This window comes from Simiduia sp. (assembly GCF_058345725.1).
In genome coordinates this window covers 1-22,349 of record NZ_JBTUOC010000065.1, presented here as the reverse complement: position 1 = coordinate 22,349, position 22,349 = coordinate 1, and the positions used below count along the sequence as shown (strand labels likewise).

17 protein-coding genes and 2 pseudogenes are annotated in these 22,349 nt (G+C 49.7%); 10 read left to right on the top strand and 9 right to left on the bottom strand.

Features of this window, described 5'->3' with window-relative positions:
* Positions 1-2 precede the first annotated feature (2 nt).
* From ACW8F6_RS13860 to ACW8F6_RS13850, 3 genes are read right to left on the bottom strand one after another with little or no spacing between them, the layout of a single operon-like run.
* Entirely contained in the window at positions 3-1,724 is a 1,722-nt protein-coding gene (locus ACW8F6_RS13860) for a ThiF family adenylyltransferase (protein WP_491576469.1), read from the bottom strand.
* Positions 1,724-2,941 (bottom strand): CBASS cGAMP synthase, encoded by a 1,218-nt coding sequence (locus ACW8F6_RS13855; protein WP_491576468.1) that lies wholly within the window; start codon positions 2,939-2,941, stop codon positions 1,724-1,726. Before ACW8F6_RS13855 ends, ACW8F6_RS13860 begins: the two co-directional genes overlap by 1 nt.
* Before the next feature lie 8 nt (positions 2,942-2,949).
* Positions 2,950-3,933 carry a CBASS cGAMP-activated phospholipase gene (locus ACW8F6_RS13850; RefSeq protein WP_491576467.1) on the bottom strand — a complete coding sequence of 328 codons (984 nt, stop codon included), beginning with the start codon at positions 3,931-3,933 and terminating at the stop codon, positions 2,950-2,952.
* Between the two features lie 201 nt (positions 3,934-4,134).
* Between ACW8F6_RS13850 and ACW8F6_RS13845 the strand changes: the two genes are divergently transcribed.
* The 4 genes from ACW8F6_RS13845 to ACW8F6_RS13830 all read left to right on the top strand — a co-directional run bounded on the left by ACW8F6_RS13845 (position 4,135) and on the right by ACW8F6_RS13830 (position 11,475).
* Positions 4,135-4,455 (top strand): helix-turn-helix domain-containing protein, encoded by a 321-nt coding sequence (locus ACW8F6_RS13845; RefSeq protein WP_491576466.1) that lies wholly within the window; start codon positions 4,135-4,137, stop codon positions 4,453-4,455.
* Between the two features lie 30 nt (positions 4,456-4,485).
* On the top strand, positions 4,486-5,016 hold the full coding sequence (locus tag ACW8F6_RS13840; protein WP_491576465.1) for an ImmA/IrrE family metallo-endopeptidase: 531 nt from the start codon (positions 4,486-4,488) through the stop codon (positions 5,014-5,016).
* 96 nt (positions 5,017-5,112) lie between these two features.
* A complete protein-coding gene (locus ACW8F6_RS13835; RefSeq protein WP_491576464.1) occupies positions 5,113-10,488 on the top strand; it encodes a hypothetical protein in 5,376 nt (1,791 codons plus the stop codon).
* A gap of 795 nt (positions 10,489-11,283) precedes the next feature.
* Positions 11,284-11,475: a hypothetical protein gene (locus ACW8F6_RS13830; protein WP_491576463.1), complete on the top strand. Its 192-nt coding sequence runs from the start codon at positions 11,284-11,286 to the stop codon at positions 11,473-11,475.
* A gap of 151 nt (positions 11,476-11,626) precedes the next feature.
* Here the strand turns inward: ACW8F6_RS13830 and ACW8F6_RS13825 are convergent, their stop codons facing one another.
* The 4 genes and pseudogenes from ACW8F6_RS13825 to ACW8F6_RS13810 all read right to left on the bottom strand — a co-directional run bounded on the left by ACW8F6_RS13825 (position 11,627) and on the right by ACW8F6_RS13810 (position 14,288).
* A complete protein-coding gene (locus ACW8F6_RS13825; RefSeq protein WP_491576462.1) occupies positions 11,627-11,935 on the bottom strand; it encodes a helix-turn-helix domain-containing protein in 309 nt (102 codons plus the stop codon).
* Entirely contained in the window at positions 11,862-12,461 is a 600-nt protein-coding gene (locus ACW8F6_RS13820) for a type IV toxin-antitoxin system AbiEi family antitoxin domain-containing protein (protein ID WP_491576461.1), read from the bottom strand. Before ACW8F6_RS13820 ends, ACW8F6_RS13825 begins: the two co-directional genes overlap by 74 nt.
* 450 nt (positions 12,462-12,911) lie before the next feature.
* Positions 12,912-13,994 (bottom strand): annotated as a pseudogene (locus ACW8F6_RS13815) (YifB family Mg chelatase-like AAA ATPase); the annotation flags it as partial.
* Positions 13,995-14,048: 54 nt separating this feature from the next.
* Positions 14,049-14,288: an accessory factor UbiK family protein gene (locus ACW8F6_RS13810; RefSeq protein ID WP_491576460.1), complete on the bottom strand. Its 240-nt coding sequence runs from the start codon at positions 14,286-14,288 to the stop codon at positions 14,049-14,051.
* Between the two features lie 340 nt (positions 14,289-14,628).
* Here ACW8F6_RS13810 and ACW8F6_RS13805 point away from each other — a divergent pair, with 340 nt between their 5' ends.
* From ACW8F6_RS13805 to ACW8F6_RS13790, 4 genes are all read left to right on the top strand, one after another.
* Positions 14,629-15,285, top strand: coding sequence for a TorF family putative porin (locus tag ACW8F6_RS13805; protein ID WP_491576459.1), 657 nt, complete (start codon positions 14,629-14,631; stop codon positions 15,283-15,285).
* A 52-nt stretch (positions 15,286-15,337) separates the two neighbouring features.
* Positions 15,338-15,676 carry a P-II family nitrogen regulator gene (locus tag ACW8F6_RS13800; protein ID WP_491576458.1) on the top strand — a complete coding sequence of 113 codons (339 nt, stop codon included), beginning with the start codon at positions 15,338-15,340 and terminating at the stop codon, positions 15,674-15,676.
* A 35-nt stretch (positions 15,677-15,711) separates the two neighbouring features.
* Positions 15,712-16,959 (top strand): ammonium transporter, encoded by a 1,248-nt coding sequence (locus tag ACW8F6_RS13795; protein ID WP_491576457.1) that lies wholly within the window; start codon positions 15,712-15,714, stop codon positions 16,957-16,959.
* 235 nt (positions 16,960-17,194) lie between these two features.
* Positions 17,195-17,533, top strand: a complete 339-nt coding sequence (locus tag ACW8F6_RS13790; protein WP_253358268.1) for a P-II family nitrogen regulator — start codon at positions 17,195-17,197, stop codon at positions 17,531-17,533.
* A gap of 10 nt (positions 17,534-17,543) precedes the next feature.
* On the opposite strand, the gene ACW8F6_RS13785 is transcribed toward ACW8F6_RS13790, so the two are convergent.
* Positions 17,544-18,230 (bottom strand): 2-thiouracil desulfurase family protein, encoded by a 687-nt coding sequence (locus ACW8F6_RS13785; protein WP_491576456.1) that lies wholly within the window; start codon positions 18,228-18,230, stop codon positions 17,544-17,546.
* Positions 18,231-18,585: 355 nt separating this feature from the next.
* On the opposite strand from ACW8F6_RS13785, the gene ACW8F6_RS13780 reads away from it, so the two are divergent.
* Positions 18,586-18,936 carry a hypothetical protein gene (locus ACW8F6_RS13780; protein WP_491576455.1) on the top strand — a complete coding sequence of 117 codons (351 nt, stop codon included), beginning with the start codon at positions 18,586-18,588 and terminating at the stop codon, positions 18,934-18,936.
* A 66-nt stretch (positions 18,937-19,002) separates the two neighbouring features.
* Here the strand turns inward: ACW8F6_RS13780 and ACW8F6_RS13775 are convergent.
* Positions 19,003-21,312: pseudogene (locus ACW8F6_RS13775) on the bottom strand (Tex family protein).
* Positions 21,313-21,524: 212 nt separating this feature from the next.
* Between ACW8F6_RS13775 and ACW8F6_RS13770 the strand changes: the two are divergent.
* Positions 21,525-22,349 (top strand): efflux RND transporter periplasmic adaptor subunit (locus ACW8F6_RS13770; RefSeq protein ID WP_491576454.1); only part of this gene is annotated, 825 nt, incomplete at its 3' end.

The window sequence follows — 22,349 nt, the reverse complement described above, 5'->3', positions numbered from 1 at the left end:
GGCTACTTCGAACATATTGAGCAGCAGCTCAAAGGCGTTAGCCTTTGGTTCTTTACAAATAGTACTTGATCTGAAAATCGCGTTTGCATAAACGTCGGCCCAGTTTGTAAGCATAACTGCTGAATCATCCCGGCTGCACTGAGACTAGGTTGTGCACTAAACGGCATGTAAGTTTTTCCACAACCTCGGCGAAATTGTTCTGCGTGATCTGGTTCATTACCTGACTTGAATAATGCAAACCGTGGTTTCCTTGACTCACCACTTTCGACTGTGAGACATCCAAAGCAAGCTGTGTCAGTTGTATTGAGTAAGGCTCGTGAAGCCATGCCATAAGCATCAATCCAGCCATGTATTAAGGAAGGCCTTTTTGCTTTCCATTGAGCTGTGTTTACCCAGCGAGACAAATTAAGGGAGAACTCAGTGTGACCTGTCACATCTATAATTATGTCCCAGCGTTTTTCAATGTCTTTACTACGAAATTTACCATGTCCAACGATTGTGTTAGCGATGCCTTGATTATCGAGAAAATGTTTTAGGGCAAAAGACTTTTGTTCTTCTAGATATTCAACACCAAGAAGGTGTCGGCCAAGGTTACCTGGCCCAAGGGTGTCGTCATCGTACAAATGTAATTCGCCTGTAGAGCCAGACCCAGCTCCGATTTGAACTAAAGAATGCGCAGCATAACTCCCAATAGTTCCACAGCCAATTAGCGCCACTCGCTTGCCTTCAAGTCCATTGTCATCGTCGGAATTTCTATTGCGCTTTATAATAAAACTATTTGATACGTCTTTTACGTTTGCTCTTGTAAATGATCGTGTTAGCTTGGCCATGCTTGACGCGGCTTGATGAATGTTAGATTGCCGCTTTTGTGATTTCTTTACGCCATTCTTTTTTGGTTTAAATCGCTGGATAATCGGGATTGATTGTTTTGTTATATCAACAGAAAAGCCGATGTCTTCCTCTTGATACCTAAGGCTAATAAATATGATTCCTTTTTTATCAACATATTTAATCACCTTATGTATTAGAGAGTTTTTTGCGTGAGGATCGATGCTTGATAACCAGTTTATAAAATCGCTAAAATTTTTCGGTGGCCATTCAATATGGTGCGGTACAGTGGGAGGTTGCCTAAATTCAACTGGGATAAAGGTTCCCGTGCATTGTGTTTTTGATCCTTTACGCTTTTTTATCCACTGTTCCGCCTCTTCTAAAGTGTTTGAAAGCACTACTTCAGTTTGGTCCTCTCCATGAATTGACTGACGCTTATAAAATGTGTAAATACCATTTTCTCTATCGCTACTAACGTCAAATACTTGGTATTCTCCATTCCAATATGACGTCAACTCTTGCTGAAAATCGCGAGATGTGATGGTGTCTTTTCCCCATTCCTGAATGCGAGTCTTAATCGCTTCCACAAACGTTGCTAACGTTGTTTCTGGATCAATGACCCATAAGCTGGTTGTCTCCTCATCTAAATAGCAAAGTGATTTGTCACTATTAAGGTGGGGTAGAAACCTGTTCTCTAGCTCAGGAGGAAGCTCGACGATATAGGCTTTAGGATAGGGTATCAGCTCTTCATAAATTTCTTCGAGCCGTACTTTGACTGGGCCAAACTCTGATTGCACCTCGCCAACAAATACTTGGTCAAAACTCGGTGGCGTACGTTTTGGTATGTAGCCAAGGCTTACCATGCATTCCGATAATTGTTGTGCCCCTAAAGCCATTAGCCACCCGACATATTTTTAACTTCTGGTTGGGGTTGGGGGCGAGGTTTACTCTGCCTAACGATTGCCGCAGCCGTTGTAGTGATTAGTGAAGGCATAAATGGCATTCTGGAACCAAAAGCGGCAAGTAGTTTTTGATTTGCTTCCTGGCTACTACTTGCATGCAGTAGTGCAGACTTTACGAGCAAGCCAAATTCACGTGCCTTTCCCAAAATTATATTCCGTTCATCATCGGAAATATTTCTTGGGAAAAGCGCGGGCTCGGTTTCGTCAATCGGGCTATCTACTCCACTGGATAGCTGGGTGTATAAATTATTAGCGCAGCATAAAAGGGCTTCACTGTCATTCTTGAAAATGGCGCCTTTTGAAGCGTGGTCTTCGAAGGTTTTCACTACGCAAGCCATGAGAGTGATGGAGGATGGACCACCTTTTTTGAATTCGTAATCACGCCAAGCTTTCATGTAGCGGCTAGTGCGGCGAACTATTTCACCATAGTCCTTTACATTACCGACAAACCATTGGTTGATTTGTTTCGGGTCGGACTTTATCCAATGTTCTTTGTTTCTCATCGCCATGAATACATTCTTACTGTCAAGCAGCGTTCTTTCGATGCTTGTATCTCTGAAGTGCGATTTATTTATGGCTTGAGCCATCTCTTCGAATTTTTTTCTCGGTATGGCGTATAGTGGTACATCGATATGTTTTTTCTTGTCTAGAATGATTCGTGCGCAGGTCGGTTTGGAATCGTCAAACTTCCATCCAGGCTTTGAATCGCAAAGTTTAATCAGGGAGTTATCAACAATCTTAAAAAATAAATCTTTGCTCACTATGGGTTTATCTTCAAATAAATCGGTTGGAAGATAGACGCCGTCATCAAAATCGATTTGTTGGGGAGGTATGTGACATGGACTGTTAGCTGTTTTATATACGAAAGAGCCTTGCGGTGCGAATTTAGGTTTTGTTTGACGAAGCGCTTCTTTTTGTCTGGAGTCTAGCTTTCTTATCGATTCTACAAGGCTTGGAGATAATTTGGTTTCATCAATGAAAAAACGTCCATTCTGGTCTGGTGTGACGCTTCGATGGGTTTCCGTGAATGCGTCGCGAATTGCAATTCGAATTAGCGTTTTGGCCGCTCTAAGCTCAGCAACATCTTCTGCATCAGGCTCAAGTCGGGAAAGAAATTGCTGTGCTAGCAATTTATGCGCATCGTATTTCATTTCTTTGATCACTCCTGGGTAAAAACTTGTTGCTGAGCGTTGTGGTTAAAAAATTCCATAATATTGCTTTGCCCAATCGCTTTTTGTCCTCTCTCTTTCCCCCTTCCTCGAAGCATTTGAGCTGCATTGTCACTTGCATTATCCAAGGTGATGCTTTTGCTTTGATCCGGAGTGAGTTCTTCATCAATAAAGGTGCATTGATCGCCGAGAAGGTGCTCTACCATTTTGTTTTGCATTTCTTCATTTGCACTTAACGTCATTTCAATAAGTTTTCGGCCAACCCCCCAGCCAGTGAGATAGCCCCACCCACGTAGCCAACCGCGCTCGCTATTCAGCACTCTCTTCGATCCCATTGTTCCCACACCCATTAAGTGAATACATTCTTTTGGAACATTTATAAAATGTGTTGCTTCATGGTACGCAATGAGTGCCGGCCCATTGGCGACAAGTCCGCCGTCAACATTGAAGGAATCATTCATCAAGTGGGGCGAGAAGAAAGTCGGCGCGGCGCTGGTCGACAATGCAACATCTACTAAAGTTAGGTTTTTATCTATTCGAAAGTTTTGATGGTGAGGTGTTTTGTAAACTTTTGGTGAACCGGAGGTTCCATTTACAGCAGGGATAGTGACGCGAGTGTTGAGGTCTTTAATGCACTTATTTTCAAAGCATTGCTCAAGTACGGATCTTAAAGGGTCGCTACTGTAGAGCGAGCCAAAAGCCTGCCAAAACATTTTGCCGCGTTTTCTTGGGAAAATTTGTTTACGGTTCTCGTCTAAGACGTTGCATAGCTGCCTGGCATTTATTCCTGAAGCAAGCCCCAACGCTAAGATGCCTCCAATCGATGTTCCAGCGATTAGATCAAAATGCTGAGCAATGTTGTAAGAGTTATCGTTATGTGTCTCAGCTAAAGCTTGCTCTAACTGTGCCAATATGGAAATTGTATATAAACCTCGAACGCCTCCGCCCGACAATGCAAGTATCTGGAATCTCAACCGTGCTCTCCTAGTTAGGGCCACCAACTGTTGTGCAATTGCTAGACAATATGATGAGGCAGTCTTTTTGAAATGTCAACAAGGATGACGTAAGTCAATATAAATAACCTTTTAGTTGGTGAAATGTCATTTTTACTGACATCGGTCAGTAAAACCTGCTATCCTTGAGTTATGATTAAAATCGCTTAAGAGCAATAGCCAGTGATAGATGAAGAACAGCTCAAGAAAATAATTGGAATGCGCATCAAGGAATTGCGTACTAAGTCAGGCAAGAAGCAACTAGAGTTAGCATCTGCGGTGGATTTGAAGAGAACCTCAATCACCAACATCGAAGCTGGCAAGCAGATGGTCACGATTCCTGTGTTGTATCGAATTTGCCATGAGTTAGAAGTCAATATTCTTGATGTAATGCCTGAATTTGACGACTTGCTTCGTCATAAAGTTGAGGCAAATCAGAGTGATAGTGGTGTCGAAATAGGTGGTAAAACGATGGCAGCATTGAAGCGTATTCGAAATGTTTGATAACAACGAAAGACTGGTGGAGGCTATTTTATGATGAGTTCGAAAAGGGTCGAAGCTAAAGCGCGTAAACTGTTAGAGCGGTCTGGCATCACCTCGGCACCTGTCGATGTGGAGTTGGTTGCGAGAACCTTGGGAGTTGAGATCGAATTCGACGATTTAGATGATGATGTTTCCGGGTTTCTATCCGTAGATCCCAGCAGATCAGTTGCAGTAATTAACGAAAATCACCATCCGAATAGGCAGCGATTCACGATTGCTCATGAGTTGGGCCACTATGTTCTTCATGTGGAGTCTGAAGAGGGCTTGTTTATAGATAAGAAATATACAGTTCACCACAGAGATCATAAATCTAGCTTGGGTACCATTGAAAAGGAGAGAGAGGCGAATTTATTTGCTTCTTCACTATTGATGCCCAAAGCGATAGTTCAAGCTTTGTTGGATGAACTTCGTGTTGATTTCTTTGATGAGTTTGAAACAGGCTCGCTCGCTAAACGCTTAGGCGTGAGTGAGCAGGCTTTGGGTTTTCGTTTGGCTAGACTGAATTATGAGGTTGGAGAATAGCTCTAGGTTTCTAACGCTTCGCTAGCTTTGTCACAGCGCGACCGATTGAAGCTTGGCATAGGTTAGGCGGTAATCAGGTAAATAGATGGAGAGACGATGAAGCAATCATCAGAGTTGGCCGGAGGTGAAGGCTTTACCTATGAAGGCGATGTTGCTGCGTATTATCTTTCTACACTTCTGGCGGAAGCTTATGCTCCGGGTATTAACGATCGAGCTGTTGTTCGGGTCTCCGTTCAACAGCGAGACTTTGGCCAACCACTTGACGACGTAATAGTCGATTTCGAAGACTCGAACGATAATCCCGCACGACTGAGTTTACAGGTAAAACGGTCTCTCACAATAAGCAGTGCTAAATCCAATGAGGATTTTCGCGAAATCATTCGTGATAGCTGGCTTACTCTTAAAAATACCGATTTTCGTATTGACGTCGATCGTTATGGCGCCGCTGTTGGCACAATAAGTGCCGCCAAAAAGCGAGCCCTAGCCACACTCTGTGACCTGGCTCGTGAAAGTGTGACTTGCGACCACTTTGATTCTCGGTTTGCCGAAGGGGGCAACGCCAGTGAAGATATTGTTGCAGTTAAGAATGATATTGTATCGTTGCTTGAGCTTGCAAAGGGAAGCACCTGTACAAACGATGAGGTTTATCAATTTCTTTCACACTTTGTAATTATTGAGTTTGGCTTCCTTCGAGAAGGTGAGACAGATCTGGCAGAAGCAATCAATCGAATTCGGGGTTGTTTGTCGCCGGACGAGGCCTCGAAAGCTCCACTGGTGTGGTCTCAACTTGTACAACTCGCGAGATCATCTGCGGGAAGGTCAGGTCAGTTTAATCGTGCCCGGCTTGTGCGATTAATTTCCCAAAATACACGTCTTAATGGTGCAAACTCCTTGCGCGGCGATCTGAATAAAATTTCAGCGCTGGCGAAAGGATATGCTGCACTAATACCTGATGATGTAGGTGGAACAAAGCTTGATAGAGGCTCACTTGTTGATAAATTGAGTTCAAAACTGAAGCAGGCAAGGCTTGTCCAAATAACAGGCCTGCCAGGCAGCGGTAAATCTGTTTTAGTTCGTAGTGAAGTTCAACGATCATTAGAGATTGGTCCGACACTCTTCTTAAAAGCGGAACAACTCGAAGGTACCAGTTGGATTAGCTATGCAGCTTCGCAGGGACTTTCTGGTGTTTCTTTGGAAACATTACTCGTAGAGGTTGGAGCGTCAGGTACACCAATTCTGTTTATAGATGCCATCGATCGTATTGAAAAGTCACAGCAGCCGATTGTTCTGGACTTGTTTCGGGTTATCACACAATCGGAATTGTTGGGCAACTGGAAAATTGTTGTTTCTCTTCGTGATACCGGGATTGAAATGCTTCGAAATTGGCTTGAAAGCTTTTTGAGCCAGGAAACGATCGAAACACTTCCCGTAAATCACTTGAACGATGATGAGGCTGAAATTCTGGCGAAAGCAAAACCTCATTTGAAGAGTCTTCTTTTCGGCGTGCCACAGGTACAAGAAATTGTTCGTCGTCCCTTTTTTGCGAAGATTCTTGATCAAAGTTATAGAGGTGATACAAGCACTACTAAATTCGTTCCCGGGTCCGAGGTAGATTTAATTGAGCATTGGTGGCTTCGTGGTGGATACGACACTGATGGCAAAAATGTATTATTGCGTCAGCGAGCTTTGCTTGACCTTGCGAGAATTCGCTCAAGAGAACTGAGTAAGCCAATTCGAATAAGTCAGCTTGGCTCGGTAGATCAAATTGATGGACTAATTGCCGACGGGATTCTTCAGCAAGTACGTAGAGGAATATCAGTCAGGTTCACACACGATATCTTTTTCGAATGGGCTTACTTTTATGTCTTGGCAGATCAAGAAGCAGAATGGATCCGCGAAATAAAGGCGTGCGGCGAGCCTCCAGCCGTTGCCAGGGTTGTAGAACTGGTTTCTCAATGGGAGTTTTTTAATGGGGATGGCTGGATAGACTACCTCAGTCAGACCGAAGATCCGGAGCTAAGGTCGCAATGGCAACGAGCATGGCTTGCGGGCCCAGTTGGAAATGCCAAATTCGAACAGCATGAAGAGCAATTTGAGAAAGCGACATTTACTGATGATTTTCGATTTTTAAAGAAGGTTTTGGTATGGTTTCAGGCTGAAAAAACCTCGCCAAACACTGAAATTATTGCAGGAGAACTCCCTGTTGAGCAGCGTCAACGTATTGCTGATTACCTTGGCTGGCCTTCAGATTTTTCTGCCTGGTGGCGGCTAATCAATTTTGTTGTTCGGCGTATTTCATCGATCCCCCAGAAGCTCTATCCAGATGTTGTTGCTATTTTCGAAGTTTGGCAAAACGGGCTTTCTGAATTGTCTAATCCAACATCACGAGCGATTTTGAATCTCTGTGCTTCATGGTTGGATCGAATTGATATTGCAACCGAATCGAAGCAGCCAGACGAAAATACTACATTTTGGCAGGAAGTTCCAAATCAAGCCGAGTTTAGAAAATCACTGGAACAGATGCTACTGAGGTCGTCAAAATCCGAGCCGAAATTCGTCACAAGTTATTTACAGCGATTAATAAAGTCTAATCGCATCGACGAGAAAGAATTTCGTTCAATTATTAGCTTTAGCCCGATTATTGCTGATGTTATACCAGAACTTCTAGTAGAGCTTACGTTGAGATATTTAAAAGAAGAACTGCCTCAAGATAAGTTTGAACGTAAGAAACGAGAACGACAGAAGGAGCAGGATGCTCGAGACGCTATATTGGCAAAAAATGAGATTGATCGAACAGATGATGAAAATTTGATGCTGGATTTTGGGTTTGAGATAGGTTATGACTCCATGAGTTTCGAAACAGATGGTGCATGCTTGAATGATGACCATCGAAACTTTAATCCTCCCTCTCCACTTAGAGAGCCCTTTTTATCTCTTTTTAAATCTCAGCCTAAGTATGCACTTATCCTTTTAAAAGATCTTTGCAATCATGCTATGACCGCATGGCGACAAATGCACAAATTTTCTCATGACCCAAAAGGCAAACCTTTGCCTTTAAAAATTATGTTTCCCTGGGGAGAGCAATTATTTTGGGGGACGGATAGAGAGTATTTATGGTTTCGATCGATGTGGGCGCCGGATGCAATTGGCTGTGGATTCATGGCGTTAGAAGAGTGGTGTTTTTCTGAATTAGAACGAGGCAGGAATGTTGACGAGTTGATTAAGGAAATCCTTGAAGGAAACGAATGCATCGCAGCATTGGGTATTGCATCAATGATTACAATTCATACTGAGGTTGTTTCTGAAGTAACACTATCTCTAGTTTCTTCTCAACGGCTTTTGGCTGCAGATTTCAATCGCATGAGACAAGATCTCTCGTCTTCAGCAAATCTGATGGGATTTATGAATAAAGCCGATATGCCTCACGTGGATGCAATTCGGGCTGCTAACGATCGCCTGGCACGAAAAAAAGAGTTGAGCTGGATGGTGCCCAGGTTTGTTTTTTCTAGGGAATCAATCAGCCAGCGAATAAGCGAGGCCATCTTAAATTTTAAGCATAACCTTCCCTATCAATATGAAGAACATCGTAAAATTACAGCCGCGACTGAACATTTGACTGCACAAGCGAATAAGTATGCCGAACTGGTAGACGAGAAAAATTATCAAGCATATCGAGTGGAAGAAAAATCTGATGATATTGCTATTGTTCATGTGAGCCCATCTGCGTCAACTCCGGAAAATGTTGTTAAGGCAAAAGAAGCATCGACATACCTACGACAATCGAATCTTTGGAACTGGGCATCAGAATGTTTGAAAGATAGAGTTTTGCGAGAAGGGTTTACCGTAGAAGGAGCAATAAAGTTTGCTAAGGAAATTGATTCCGAAGCGTTATTTGAGAATTCAGATGATTTGATTGAAGATGAAGATCAGCGACTAGAAATAGGTACTCGTCGTGGAGCAGTTGCATCGGCATCTGCCATAGCTCTAACTTTTCGAGATGGTGTTAGCGACAGTGATCTTGATTGGGGGCGTCGCATATTATCCAGGGCAATTGGTCTAAAAGAAAAACGTGGACCAATGTGGTCTGAGCAAAGTCTTATTCCATGGCACCATTTAATTTTCGTTGCGAAAGCTATTGGTTCTGAAATTCGATATGGTACTGCAACTGAAAGCGCAATAATCGATTTGATTTGTCTTGTTGCATATCCACTCGAGATAGTGTCCCTGTCTGCAATTGAAGAGGCTGTCAAACTGTGGTCTGATGATCCGAAGTTGGTTTGGGTCATACTTTGGCTGGCTTTTTCGTTGTGTCATGTCCCTCGTCGACAGAAGTACGATGAACCGTCGGATGATAGTGCAGACGATTTAGTTCTTACAATTCATAAGGCAATAGAGTTTTATACCCAGAGTGAAGAATGGCCGGCTCTGCCATTACCTCCTCCCGCATGGGTTCGAGTCAGTAAAGAAAAAGCGAACAGATTTCATTTTCATGAAGACTACGAATGGAATGATATTGAAGACACTTCAGTCAGCTGGGGTGAGCCTAATGTTTTCTGGAATTCAAAGAAAGCTTCGGAAATTATCAGTAAAATTCCATTTGAAGAGGTGTTAAATAGTGAAGCAAAAGGTTTACTTATTGATTTTTTAGCATCTGTACTCGTTTGGACCAATGAAAAAAACTCTCCTCCATGGGTAAAGCGAGGACGAAGAAATCAATCGTCCACTCGTATTATGGAATGGACCCATGCTTTGGGTTCGCGGCTGGGGCACGTAGCAGGTCTTATTCCTTTTGAAGAGTTTCAGCCCATTCTGTTTGATCCAGTAATGCGGTTGGAAGATGAAAATTGCTGGGCTTTATTGTCTCCATTCGCAAATACTTATATTTGTGGGTATGTATATGATGCGACTGTGATGCCAGAGGATGCCAAGCAGATACTGGATCTTTGCCTTGATAGATTTCTGGAAGCTCCTGTCTTCAAACGTGATAGCTATAGAAGTGGGAAATTTTCAGGGTTTGATCAACCGAGGTTGGTAGAGACATTGATGTTTGTCTCCATCGAACGTGCAGAGCTAGCGGCCAGGTTTGTAAATGGGGACTGGTCGGATATTCGGTTTATTATTCCTTTGGTCGATAAATTTATTAGGGCTGGGGGTTGGGCTGCGTCCGTAATGGATCCATATTTGACTCTTTGCGAGAGATCCAAGGAATGTTATCCGGCTGAGGTATTTGCAGATCAAATTATCTCAATAATCCATGGAGGGAGCGATAACCTAAAGGGATGGCACGGAACATTTATTCCTGCTCGGATAGCTGAATTGGTTCAGTTTTTTGCGCATCGTGATACGCCACTTAATTTAGAGTTGGCTCAGAAATTTTTGAGAATACTCGATATTTTGGTTGATATGGGAGATCGACGTAGCGCAGCTCTCCAGCTTGGAGAGTCTTTCCGCGAAGTTAGATTGCCAGGTTAATTTTGCGTCCTAAATTATTCTTAGGGTTAGATCCCACATAAAGTGAGCGCTGTTCTTAGTAGAGTTTTTTTGCTTTCAAACAATTAGGTTTAGGATAAAAGGTTGCCAAAACCTCATGCATTCAGTCTAAAGAGGTTGGTCGGATCCGCTTGTGGGACCAAGCACCAAGCCAAGCGGGCGACCATCTTTCGAAGGCCTTGCTGGTGCACGCAGATGGCCTGAAATTTTGGGATTAAGTTAGATGTAGTAGCTCAGACTTGATCTGACAGTTACCCGTTTTAACTCTCTACTACCGCCAATTATTCAAACAACAAACAACGGCTCTCAGGGATCACTACAACACGCTTAAATCGTTTCTTATTTGCATTCAGGGCAAGCTCCAAAGCTCCGTCGAGGACGTTGAAGTCTGTTGGCCCCTTATCGAAGATCAGATTGAGAAAGGTATAGCTATTCCTTCTTGGACCAAGCTAAACCGCTTGGATATGATGCAGGTTCCACCAGCTATTATGAAATGTGCTAAGGTACAAACTGTATCGAACACTTCTCTCTAGATTGGGTGAGTTTCGCAAAACAAAGGTGATTCAAAGGCGTTTGCCATAGCAAACGCCTCAGAAAGATGGCCGCCCGCCCGGCTTGGTGCATGGTCCCAGAGGCGGTTCCGGTCAACCTATTGAGGAGCCTGGCAGGTTGCCTGGCTCCTCTTTACCTGAGAGTCAGCCCTTATTAGCTTGGGGTAAATCGAGCTAAGATATCATCAAACTTACTATAAACGGCCAGTAAACAGGTACGACTATTGTGAAAAAGGCGCAACCTGAAGATAATTTGAAACACCAACCATTACCTAGGCATATTGCAGATATGCCTGAGTTAGAGCGGCAGGCAATGGAAAAAGCTCGAAAGGAAGGGAAGTTTGACGCCAAAGTCCATTTGGCAAATAGCCCCATCGGCCGCGCCGCCGCCCAGGGCTTTCCAATTCCGAAAAGGTAGGCTCACTGCAAATCATCAGTCCCCTGAAGATTATGTATTCCTCTTAGCTCCTCTGTTACGAAATCTAGGTAAATCCGAATAAATACCGAGGAATGGAACAAAATAAAAGCCGTGATTTAGTTTTCGTTTCTCACTATTCAGAATGGCAGAATCACTTCCGCTTGATAAGCGAGATTCCCTCTTCAGGGTTCACCCCTAAAACAGAGCAATATTGAACATACTCGAATAGATCTAAGCGGCGCTCCATGCTTTCTGTCTTTTGAACGAAGGAGTGGGGCTCTTCGATTAGGTCACCCAGATCACGCATACTCCAGCCGCGCGCTTCCCTAGCACTTTTCAGCCATTCAGCCAGTTTTCTCGCACTGAAGCGGCCACATTTCGCTTGGTCATGAAAGACTCTCCATGTATGGCCGCATAATATTCGCAACTCGGAACATCGTTGCGTACCGCCACAGGTCATCCATACTGGCCCGCTTGCTGTCCCAAGCCTCTCGTAGGGCTTCCAGTGCAACATCCAGCCCGATCTTATTTCGAAATTTAAAGCAGTCGGCTACCGTGCGCGCGACATTAGACACTTTGACCGTTGCTCCGTCGACTGAGTGCTCTTCAATGCCCTCGGTTAGTGCTTTCCCTGAGAACCGAATAATTCGCAGTGGCGGGTAGTCTATTTTCGGCGCTCGCCCTTTATGAGGTATGGCAAGCCAAACTTCAAATGGCGATGCCGTGGTAAGTTCGTGTACACGCAGCGCGGAGAGTAGGCAAATGATTCCTTCAGGATATTTGCTGGCAACTTCTGCAAGTGAGCTATGTTCTGAGGACTGCCTGTTAGGGAGTGCATACAGACCGCGACCAACTCGAACAAGTTGCTCATTCCGAACTAGCCTGGTGAGGGTGACGCGGGGCAGCCCCTGTGAGGAAATATCGCGGGGACGGATAAGCCCTTGGGTACGAGCCAGTTCTAGGATTTGTTGGCCGGCACTTTTCATACGTCAATTATGTTCCATAATGTCGGCAACGGTCAATATATGCCGACGTTATGGAACACACTTAAGATGCTTATAAGTGGTGTATAGCCAAGCCGGAGCATTGAACGAAGAGCGAAGATCCTTAGCGTGGTTTATTGGGCGACGTCTGACCTGTTGTGAGGGTTTTGGCCTTGCGATCCAGAATCCCCACTGGAGTCTGAGCTTTGACACTGCACCTGCCGCGAATCTTGAGTAAACAGGGGGGCAGTTGAAAGTAAGCCTTCGAATGGCCAATCTATGGTGTCAAAACGTGGCCAAACTATGGTGTCATGAACACCCTCGCCGTAAATCCCTCCATTAGAGGTTTCCCCCGCTCTTTTGTCATGCACACTTATCTAACGGGTGGTCTGTATTCATGTTCCATCCTAACTTTGTATATTCCCATTTAGCGTTGTTTATTCCTGCTTTATGTTGTCGTTTACAGCGACAGCGGCCTCGGCTGTCGCCGAAATAGCCGCACGGGCAGGGGTTCATGGCGGCGATCAATTGAAAGTGGCAGGGAAAATTGGCCTGGGCCTGCGCGCGCGCAATGCGCACTTCGCCGTGCTCGATGGGCTCGCGCAGTACTTCCAACACCGGTCGCGCGAATTCCGGCAGCTCGTCCAAAAACAGCACGCCGCGGTGGGCCAGGGATATTTCGCCCGGTTTGGGCTGCGAGCCGCCACCCACCAGCGCCGGCGCCGAGGCTGTGTGGTGGGGGTGTCGGAAGGGGCGCTGGCCCCAGTGCAACGGCGCGCCGGCCACCGAATGCACCAGCGCCACATCCAGCGCCTCGGCCGCGCTCAGTGGCGGCAATAAGGTGTTCAAGCGGCTGGCCAGCAGTGTTTTACCGGTGCCGGGGGGGCCGTAGAGCAGTAAGTTGTGCTGCCCTGCGGCGGCGATTTCCAGGGCGCGGCGCGCCTGGGGCTGACCGCGCACATCGGCCAGGTCTTGGTTGGTGCAGAGTGGCGTGGGCGGCTGTGATTCGGCCACCGGTAGCGATGCCTGGCCCTGCAGGTGTGCGCACACTTGCAGCAGATTGTCGGCCACCAGCGACTGGCCCCGATCAAACAAGGCCACCTCGGCGCCATTGGCGCGGGCCACCACCAATTGTCGTCCGGCGCTGTGGCTGGCCATGGCAGCGGGCAAACAGGCGGTCACCCCGCGCAGCTCGCCCGACAGCGCCAGCTCGCCGATAAACTCCAGATTTTTAAGCGCCGTCAAAGGCAGCTGCCCGGAGGCCGCCAGAATGCCCAGCGCAATGGGCAGGTCGAAGCGGCCGCCGTCCTTGGGCAGATCGGCCGGTGCCAAATTGATGGTAATGCGCCGACTGGGGAATTCGAAGTGGCTGTTGATCAGCGCGCTGCGCACGCGATCCTTGCTCTCTTTTACGGCGGTTTCCGGAAGCCCGACGATGGCCAGGCCCGGTAGGCCGTTCGACAGGTGTACCTCGACGGTGACTGGGGGGGCGTCAATACCGGCGCGGGCGCGCGAGTGGACGATTGCGAGGGACATAGACACTCCTTTGTCAGCGTTTCTTCCTTGAATCCAGTTGTGGTCACTTAGGCGTTAGCGGGATTTGCCGTTCAGCTGCTGGCTCAGGGCCGCCAACTCGGCCTCCATTTTTTCCAGCTTTGCCCGGGTGCGCGCGAGCACGGCCGTCTGGGCGTCAAATTCCTCTCGGCTCACCAGGTTAAAGCGCGTCATTAGGCTGTTGAGCAGTGCGCGAGCCTCGTTCGCACCGGCGGGCGCCCCGGTGTTTAGCGCTTGTTTAAATTCGTTCAGTAATTCGTGGGGCAACATAGCCATAGCTCCTTTCCTGCCCCATGAGTTTACCTGCTCAGGCGTCTATTTGGGCCCCTTTTTGGGGCTTTTTCAATCTTTTTACGGCGATAAATGCACGCGCCTGTGGGCTGTGCCTATCCTTGGTGCGCAGGCTGCTCGGTGCGCACCAATATAAAGCAAAAGGTGGGTGTCGCTTCTTAGCTGGCCAAAACGGGAGTGCCATAAAATTAGGTAAGTCTTTGTTATTAAAAGCCTAATTTAAAGTTGGCAAGGGTTTTGTATAAGGCCTTCTACCTGATTACGGGGTAGTCCGCTCAAATACACAACAAAGTTCGGGCTTAAAAAAATTCCTGAGGAGGAAAACATGAAACTGGTTGTCAAATCTCTTATTGCCTCGGCCGTGCTGGCCGCTTCAAGCGTTGCAGTACCCACTATGGCTGCCGATGTCAGCGCAAACCTGGGCTTTAACACCGAGTACTACTACCGCGGTATTTTACAAAAAGCATCTTCTGCGAACGGTGGTTTTGACGTGGAAGCCAACGGTTTCTACGCAGGCGTTTGGGGTGCCGATGTGGGCGATGGCTTAGAAGTGGATCTATACGGTGGTTACACGTTTACTGCCACTGAAGATCTGTCGCTCACCGTGGGCGTGACCGATTACGAGTACACCGGTGAATTCGATACCTACTATCGCGAAGTGAACCTGGGCCTGGATTACAAATTCTTGAGCATCGGTTACTCAGACGGTGTTCACGGCGTTGACGGCGGTTCAGACAACAAGTACGGCTTCCTGGAAGTGACCCTGTCGCACAACGGTTTCTACGGCAAAGTGGGCTCTTACAGCAAAGACTTTGAAGGTGAGTACCTGGAGTTTGGCTACGGCACCACCATCAGCGAAATCGATTTTGGCGCCGCTGTAATTTTTAACAGCGAGGAGTTATCCGATCAGCTGAATTCACAGGGTGAAGCCACAGGCGGTCAGGCCTTTAACTTCTCCATTAGCAAGTCTTTCGATCTGTAATGACATTCGCGCCCGTCGTCCGACGGGCGCTTTCCCCTAAGGAGTGAAAGCGATGAAACTGATTACCGCAGTAATCAAGCCGTTCAAGTTGGACGCTGTGCGCGAGGCGCTGTCTGAAAACGGCGTGCAGGGTATTACCGTCACCGAAGTCAAAGGCTTTGGCCGACAAAAAGGCCACACAGAACTCTACCGCGGCGCAGAGTATGTGGTGGACTTTTTGCCGAAAACCAAAGTGGAAGTGGCCGTCGGCGACGCCCAGGTAGATACCATTGTGGAAGCGATCACCAAAGCTGCTAACAGCGGAAAAATTGGTGATGGCAAAATTTTTGTGTCGCCTCTTGAGCAGGTGATTCGTATTCGTACCGGGGAAACCGGCGAAGACGCACTGTAATAAATATTTTAATTATTAGCTCTGTGGAGACTCTCATGGAAAACGATATTTTTCAGCTCCAGTACGCCTTGGACACCTTCTACTTTTTGGTGTGCGGTGCGCTGGTTATGTGGATGGCAGCGGGTTTTGCCATGTTGGAAGCGGGCCTCGTTCGCTCCAAAAACACCACCGAAATTCTTACTAAAAACGTGGCCCTGTTTGCCATTTCTTGCACCATGTACATGATTTGCGGTTACGGCATTATGTACAAAGGCTGGGCCTCCGAGTGGTTCTTCCTAGGTGATATCTTGGGCTCAGGTGTTGTGGAAGGCGGCGAAGAAAATGCCACCTACGCGCCCTCTGCCGACTTTTACTTTCAGGTAGTGTTTGTCGCAACGGCCATGTCAATCGTGTCTGGCGCCGTGGCCGAGCGCATGAAACTGTGGGCGTTTTTAGCGTTTGCTGTGGTAATGACGGGTTTTATCTACCCAATGGAAGGCAGCTGGACCTGGGGTGGCAACGACGTCTTTGGTTTGTACAACCTGGGCGAGTTGGGCTTCCTGGATTTCGCGGGCTCGGGCATTGTGCATATGGCCGGTGCAGCTGCTGCGTTGGCGGGTGTGTTGATTCTCGGTGCGCGTAAAGGCAAATACACAGCCGACGGCAAAGCTATTGCTATTCCCGGCGCCAACCTGCCATTGGCAACCTTGGGTACCTTCATCCTGTGGATGGGCTGGTTTGGCTTCAATGGTGGCTCGGTGCTGGCCACCGCGTCAGTGGACAGCGCCAACAGCGTGGCCATCGTGTTCATGAACACCAACGCCGCTGCCGCCGGCGGCTTGATTGGCGCACTATTGCTGGCACAGATTCTGTTTGGCAAAGCGGATTTGACCATGGCCCTCAACGGTGCACTGGCGGGGCTGGTAGCCATTACCGCGGGTCCCGATACACCCTCTGCACTGCAAGCGACAGTGATCGGTGCCATCGGTGGTTTGTTAGTGGTGGGCTCAATTCTCACCTTAGACAAGCTGAAAATCGATGACCCCGTGGGTGCCATCTCGGTGCACGGTGTGGTCGGTCTGTTTGGCCTGTTGGTTGTACCTTACACCAATGCCGATGCAAAGCTGAGCGGTCAGCTGATTGGTGCACTGACAATCTTTGGTTGGGTGTTTGTCGCCAGTGGCGCCACCTGGGTGGTACTGAAGTTGTTGATCGGCATCCGCGTCACCGACGAAGAAGAGTACAACGGTGTAGATCTGTCAGAGTGTGGTATGGAAGCCTATCCTGAGTTCACCACCAAGTAAATGTGCCGGGGGCTGAGCGCTGGCTGCGACCAACCCCCACAAGGTGCAAAGAAAATCCAGCTATAATCGGGCAACGGCGCCCGCTTTGGCTGGATTTTTTTTGGCACCGTTTTTGTGCATTTTTCTCGCCGGCCAGGTAACTCCGCAAAAAATCGCGGCTAGCGGGTGATTTTGTCGCGCTGAGCGTGTAATGTTCCGCCACTCCATTGGTTGCGAGCTATTAAAGGACCCTCTCATGAAGTTGATTACGGCAGTCATAAAACCTTTCAAATTGGACGACGTACGCACCGCCTTGTCTGAAGTGGGCGTGCAGGGCATGACCGTTACCGAAGTGAAAGGCTTCGGACGCCAGAAGGGCCACACAGAGTTGTACCGCGGAGCGGAATACGTGGTGGATTTCTTGCCAAAAGTGAAACTGGAGCTGGCCGTTGACGACGGCATGGTTGAGCAGGCGGTAGAGGCCATCACTAAAGCGGCGCACACTGGCAAAATTGGCGACGGCAAAATTTTTATTACTCCACTGGAAGAAATTATCCGCATCCGCACCGGTGAAACCGGCGCAGAAGCCGTTTAACGGCCGCCAGTTAATGGCGCCAGGGCAGCTCTTCCAAGTACTTCAGCGCTGCCCCTTCCCTCCCCACAGCGTTGGCCACTTGCGCCAAACCTAAATCAGCGCCTGCATGGTGCGGGTTAGCCTGTTGCAAGTAGGCCCGCCAGGCCGCCGGCAGCGCCTGCCGTGACACTAGCCAATGCAATCGCAGCAGCCCTAAAAATTGTCGACAGGCCAACACCGATTGCAACTGCGTCTCATCTACAATGAGCAGGCCCGGCAGCTGGGCGCGCAGAGCCTGCACCCACACGCCATCGCCGATAGCCACCTGCTGGCCCCGCTCGTTGAACAGTGGGCTGGTGCCATAGCCACAGCTGGGTGAGCGGGCTTTAAGCAGCGCGCCGTTGGGGTGGTTTTCGGCTAGGCGGCCGGCTGCAGTACGGCAGTGAGGTACCAGTTGCGCCGCCGCGGGCGCCCCCGTTTCAGCCAGCGCTAGATATTCGCCCTCGGGGCCCCGCTGCCGACGTATCGGTGGCCGTGGCAAGCCCAGTCCGGCCGCCAGCTCTGGGCAAACGCCTAAGGCCTGGGCTGCGGGCCAAAGGTGCCGGTGTAACAGTGGCTGGTCTTTATGACCACCGTCGTAGCGCACGGCTTGCCCCTGCAGGCACTGGCTGACTAGAACGACTGGTTTAGGGGCAGCGAGCGAGGGCAGAGCAGTCATGGGACATAACCTAGCGTTTTCAGTATTGGGTCCATGCTTACGAATTGGCCTAAAAAAAACAATCAATTATTTTCCACACCGGTCGATTTGAACTATATGTATGGTTCGAGGGAGCTTTATCGCCATCGGCGCTAGTACCGGCGCACGATCTGTACCGGATGTATCGCAAAAAGTTACCCCTGGTAACAATCCCGCGGCAGGTGTTTGACGGGGTAAAAAATTTGATGGTGGGCTCTTGCAGAACGGGCCCAAAGTCATTAAAAATCACGCAAAGCCTCTGTGCGACTTGGCTGTCTTATTCAGGCGCCGGGCGCCCGGATTGCAGACTTAGTTCAACTGTTGTTAGGTGATAAAAATGGCAACACGTAAACCCAAAAAAGCCAAGCCTCAGGCAGAAGAGGCGGAAGACCTGGTTGAGTCGGGACTGGAGGCGGCAGACGACAGCGATGACGACGACAGCAGCGACGTTTCGGCCTCGGCAGATTTTGATGGCGACAGCGACAGTGATGACGACAGCAGTCCAGCCATACCGGACGACCACCTGGTGGACTACTCGGTGAAATCCCGTGAGGCCACCCGCGCGGCGTTAAATGCGCAGATCGAAGAGTATTTGTCGCGCGGCGGCAAGATCAATCATGTGGACAACAATGTTACCGCCGATCCGCCGCGCAAGCCCACCAGCAATTACGGCTCCCGGCCCATTTGAGGCAATAACAGCCATAAAAAAACCCACCGATCGGTGGGTTTTTTTATGGGTTTAGAAGGCGCTCACCTAAAGGCGATTGTTTTTATTTTTATTGGCCTGCGCAAAGAGTGCCGCCATGGTGCCCTGTTGTGGTTTGGCCGGCGCAGCTGCGCGATTGTGGGTACTGGCGCGCCGACTTTGACTGCCGCTGCTGACCTTTTCGCCGGGCTGGTCATCCATGCGCATAGATAGACCAATGCGCTTGCGCGGAATATCTACCTCCATTACTTTGACCTTCACGATGTCGCCTGCTTTGACCACCTCGCGCGGGTCCTTCACAAAGGTGTTCGACAGCGCCGAAATGTGTACCAGGCCGTCCTGGTGCACGCCCACATCAACAAAGGCGCCAAAATTGGTGACGTTGGTAACGGTGCCTTCGAGGATCATCCCCGGTTCCAAATCTTTGAGCTCTTCTACGCCATCGGTAAATTGCGCGGTTTTAAATTCGGGGCGCGGATCGCGCCCAGGCTTGTCGAGTTCTTTCAGAATATCGGTGATGGTGGGCAGACCAAATTTCTCATCCACGTAGGCCTTGGCGTCGATGGATCGCAAAAATTGCGTGTCGCCAATGATGCCCTTTAAATTGCGGTTCTGGCTGCCGGCAATGCGTTCCACCACCGCGTAGGACTCGGGGTGGACGCCCGAGGCATCCAAAGGGTTCTCACCATCGCGTATGCGCAAAAAGCCCGCCGCTTGTTCAAAGGTTTTTTCGCCCAAACGAGGCACTTTTTTGAGCTGGTCGCGGCTTTTAAAGGCGCCGTTGGCGTTGCGGAACTCGACGATATTATTGGCCAGTGTTTGGTTCAAGCCGGAGACCCGGGAAAGCAATGCACTAGAGGCGGTGTTCACTTCCACGCCGACGGCGTTTACACAATCCTCGACTACTGCGTCCAGTGAACGCGCCAACTGTACCTGCGACACATCGTGCTGGTACTGGCCTACCCCGATGGATTTCGGGTCAATTTTTACCAATTCCGCAAGGGGGTCCTGCAGGCGACGGGCGATGGATATGGCGCCGCGTATAGTCACGTCTAAATCTGGAAATTCCTTGGCGGCAAATTCGGAGGCGGAATACACCGAGGCACCGGCTTCGTTCACCATGACTTTTTGCGCCTTAATATCCTTGTGGGCTTTGAGCACGTCGCCCACAAATTTATCGGTTTCCCGCGAGGCGGTACCGTTGCCGATGGCGATTAGCCCCACATCGTATTTTTTGCAAAATGCTACCAACATGGCCTCGGCCTCGCGTACGCGATTTTGCGGCGGCGTGGGAAACATAGCGCCGTGATCCAGCACTTTGCCGGTGGCGTCTACCACGGCTACCTTAACGCCCGTGCGCAGACCGGGGTCCAGGCCAATGGTGGCTTTTTGGCCCGCTGGAGCTGCCAGTAGCAGGTCTTTCAGGTTGCTGGCAAACACGCCGATCGCGCCCTCTTCTGCGCGCTCGCGCACTTCGTTAAAGAGGTCCGTTTCCAGGTGGGTTAACAGCTTGACCCGCCAGGTCCAGCGCACACATTCGGCCAGCCATTTATCGGCTGGGCGGCCCAGGTCTTTTACCTGCCAGTGTTCGGCCACCATGGGCTCACAGGGGTGCGACAGGCGATTGGCCTCTTCGTCGCCGACGGTCATCGACAAGGTAATGATGCCTTCGTTGCGGGCGCGAAACAGCGCCAAAGCCCGGTGCGAGGGAATGTCTTTGAGCAACTCCGAGTGCTCGAAATAGTCGCGGAATTTAGCGCCCTCTTGTTCTTTGCCGTCGATCAACTTGGCGGTGATGTGCGCCTCTTGTTTGAGGTAATCGCGCAACTTGCCCAGCAGTTGAGCATCTTCTGAAAATTTTTCCATCAGAATTTGCTTGGCGCCATCCAGGGCCGCTTTGGTGTCTTCAATTTTGTGCTCGGCGTTGAAATATTTGGCCGCTTCCGCTTCTGGGTCTATCGTGGGGTCTTCCAGTAAGCCCAATGCCAGAGGTTCCAGGCCTGCCTCGCGGGCGATCATGGCCTTGGTGCGGCGTTTGGGTTTATATGGTAGGTACAGATATTACAGTTCGGTCTTGGTGTCGGCGGCGTTGTTTTGGGGCGCCAGCGCGTCGGTGAGCTTTTCTTGTTCTTCAATGCTCTTGAGAATGGCAGCACGCCGATCTTCCAGCTCGCGCAGATAGCGCAACCGGTCCTCCAGATTGCGCATCTGGGTGTCGTCTAGCCCGCCCGTGACCTCTTTCCGGTAGCGCGAGATAAAGGGTACGGTGGCACCTTCATCCAGTAGCGCCACCGCGGCGGCTACCTGGGCTTCTTTGACGGATAATTCTTCTGCGATGCGCAGGGCGATGCTCTTCATGCAAACCTCTTTAACTAGCTCTCTCGGGTGCGCAGGGGCGCACGGCCTGGCGCATTATGCGCAAAAGCCCCGCCAAAAACAGCCTTGAAATTCGCCCTGAACTGTGACGCTGGCTAAGGTTTAGACCAACGGGCGTCAAGTTGCGTAAAGTGGTGTGAACTTGCTGACGGGCCTCATTACAATCGAGCCAAAATCATTGCCGAGGAGTTTTCATGCAATTGCAGCGCCGTTATTTGTGGGTGGTAATTCTGCTGGCGGGCCTAGTCGTGGCCGCCGCACTGGTGCTGCTGAAGCCGCGCCCACAGCCCAAACCCGAGGCGCCGCCTGTGCCACCCCAGGTGCCGGTGGTTACCATTGCGCCCGAGACGATGGCACTGACGGTGGCGTCGGAGGGCACGGTGGCGCCCTTGCGCGAAATTGACCTGGTGGCCGAAGTGGCGGGCCGGGTGACCCAGGTGGCCGATAATTTCGTAGCCGGCGATTTCTTTGCGGCCTCGGCGCCGCTGGTGCATATCGACGATGCCAACTACCAGCTGGCACTGGTGCGCGCGCGCGCCCGCGTGGCCGAGGCGGTGCAACTGCTGGCCACAGAAAAGGGCCGCGCGCGCCAAGCCCAACGCGAATGGCGGGATCTGGGTAACCCAGAGGCCAACGCCCTGTTTCTGCGCGAGCCGCAACTGGCGGCCGCGGAGGCCGCCTTGGCGTCGGCCGAGGCCGACCTGACCCAGGCCCAACTGGATTTGGCAAAAACTGCCATAGCGGCGCCCTTTGACGGCCGCGTTCGCGAAACCTACGTGAATCTCGGCCAGTACGTGAGCCCGGGTACGCGTGTGGCCCGTATCTTTGATAGCCAAGTGGTGGAAGTACGGTTGCCACTCACCGATGATCAGGTGGCGCTTTTGGATTTGCACCCGGGCTACCGGGCCGCCCCCAACCAGGGGCCTCATGTGGTGTTTGTGGGGGGGAGTGGGGGGGGAACCGATGCAGGGGGGGGGGGGGGTGAAGCCCCCCCGCCCCCCCCCCGAAAAAACCCCCCC

What these genes read in the sequence shown, in the direction of transcription:
- ACW8F6_RS13780 (WP_491576455.1), top strand. Translation starts at nt 18,586, where the DNA reads ATGGCAACACGTAAACCCAAAAAAGCCAAGCCTCAGGCAGAAGAGGCG.
- ACW8F6_RS13835 (WP_491576464.1), top strand. Translation starts at nt 5,113, where the DNA reads ATGAAGCAATCATCAGAGTTGGCCGGAGGTGAAGGCTTTACCTATGAA.
- ACW8F6_RS13860 (WP_491576469.1), bottom strand. Translation starts at nt 1,724, where the DNA reads ATGGCTTTAGGGGCACAACAATTATCGGAATGCATGGTAAGCCTTGGC.
- ACW8F6_RS13855 (WP_491576468.1), bottom strand. Translation starts at nt 2,941, where the DNA reads ATGAAATACGATGCGCATAAATTGCTAGCACAGCAATTTCTTTCCCGA.
- ACW8F6_RS13825 (WP_491576462.1), bottom strand. Translation starts at nt 11,935, where the DNA reads ATGACCTGTGGCGGTACGCAACGATGTTCCGAGTTGCGAATATTATGC.
- ACW8F6_RS13795 (WP_491576457.1), top strand. Translation starts at nt 15,712, where the DNA reads ATGGAAAACGATATTTTTCAGCTCCAGTACGCCTTGGACACCTTCTAC.
- ACW8F6_RS13820 (WP_491576461.1), bottom strand. Translation starts at nt 12,461, where the DNA reads ATGAAAAGTGCCGGCCAACAAATCCTAGAACTGGCTCGTACCCAAGGG.
- ACW8F6_RS13800 (WP_491576458.1), top strand. Translation starts at nt 15,338, where the DNA reads ATGAAACTGATTACCGCAGTAATCAAGCCGTTCAAGTTGGACGCTGTG.
- ACW8F6_RS13790 (WP_253358268.1), top strand. Translation starts at nt 17,195, where the DNA reads ATGAAGTTGATTACGGCAGTCATAAAACCTTTCAAATTGGACGACGTA.
- ACW8F6_RS13840 (WP_491576465.1), top strand. Translation starts at nt 4,486, where the DNA reads ATGATGAGTTCGAAAAGGGTCGAAGCTAAAGCGCGTAAACTGTTAGAG.
- ACW8F6_RS13810 (WP_491576460.1), bottom strand. Translation starts at nt 14,288, where the DNA reads ATGGCTATGTTGCCCCACGAATTACTGAACGAATTTAAACAAGCGCTA.
- ACW8F6_RS13785 (WP_491576456.1), bottom strand. Translation starts at nt 18,230, where the DNA reads ATGACTGCTCTGCCCTCGCTCGCTGCCCCTAAACCAGTCGTTCTAGTC.
- ACW8F6_RS13805 (WP_491576459.1), top strand. Translation starts at nt 14,629, where the DNA reads ATGAAACTGGTTGTCAAATCTCTTATTGCCTCGGCCGTGCTGGCCGCT.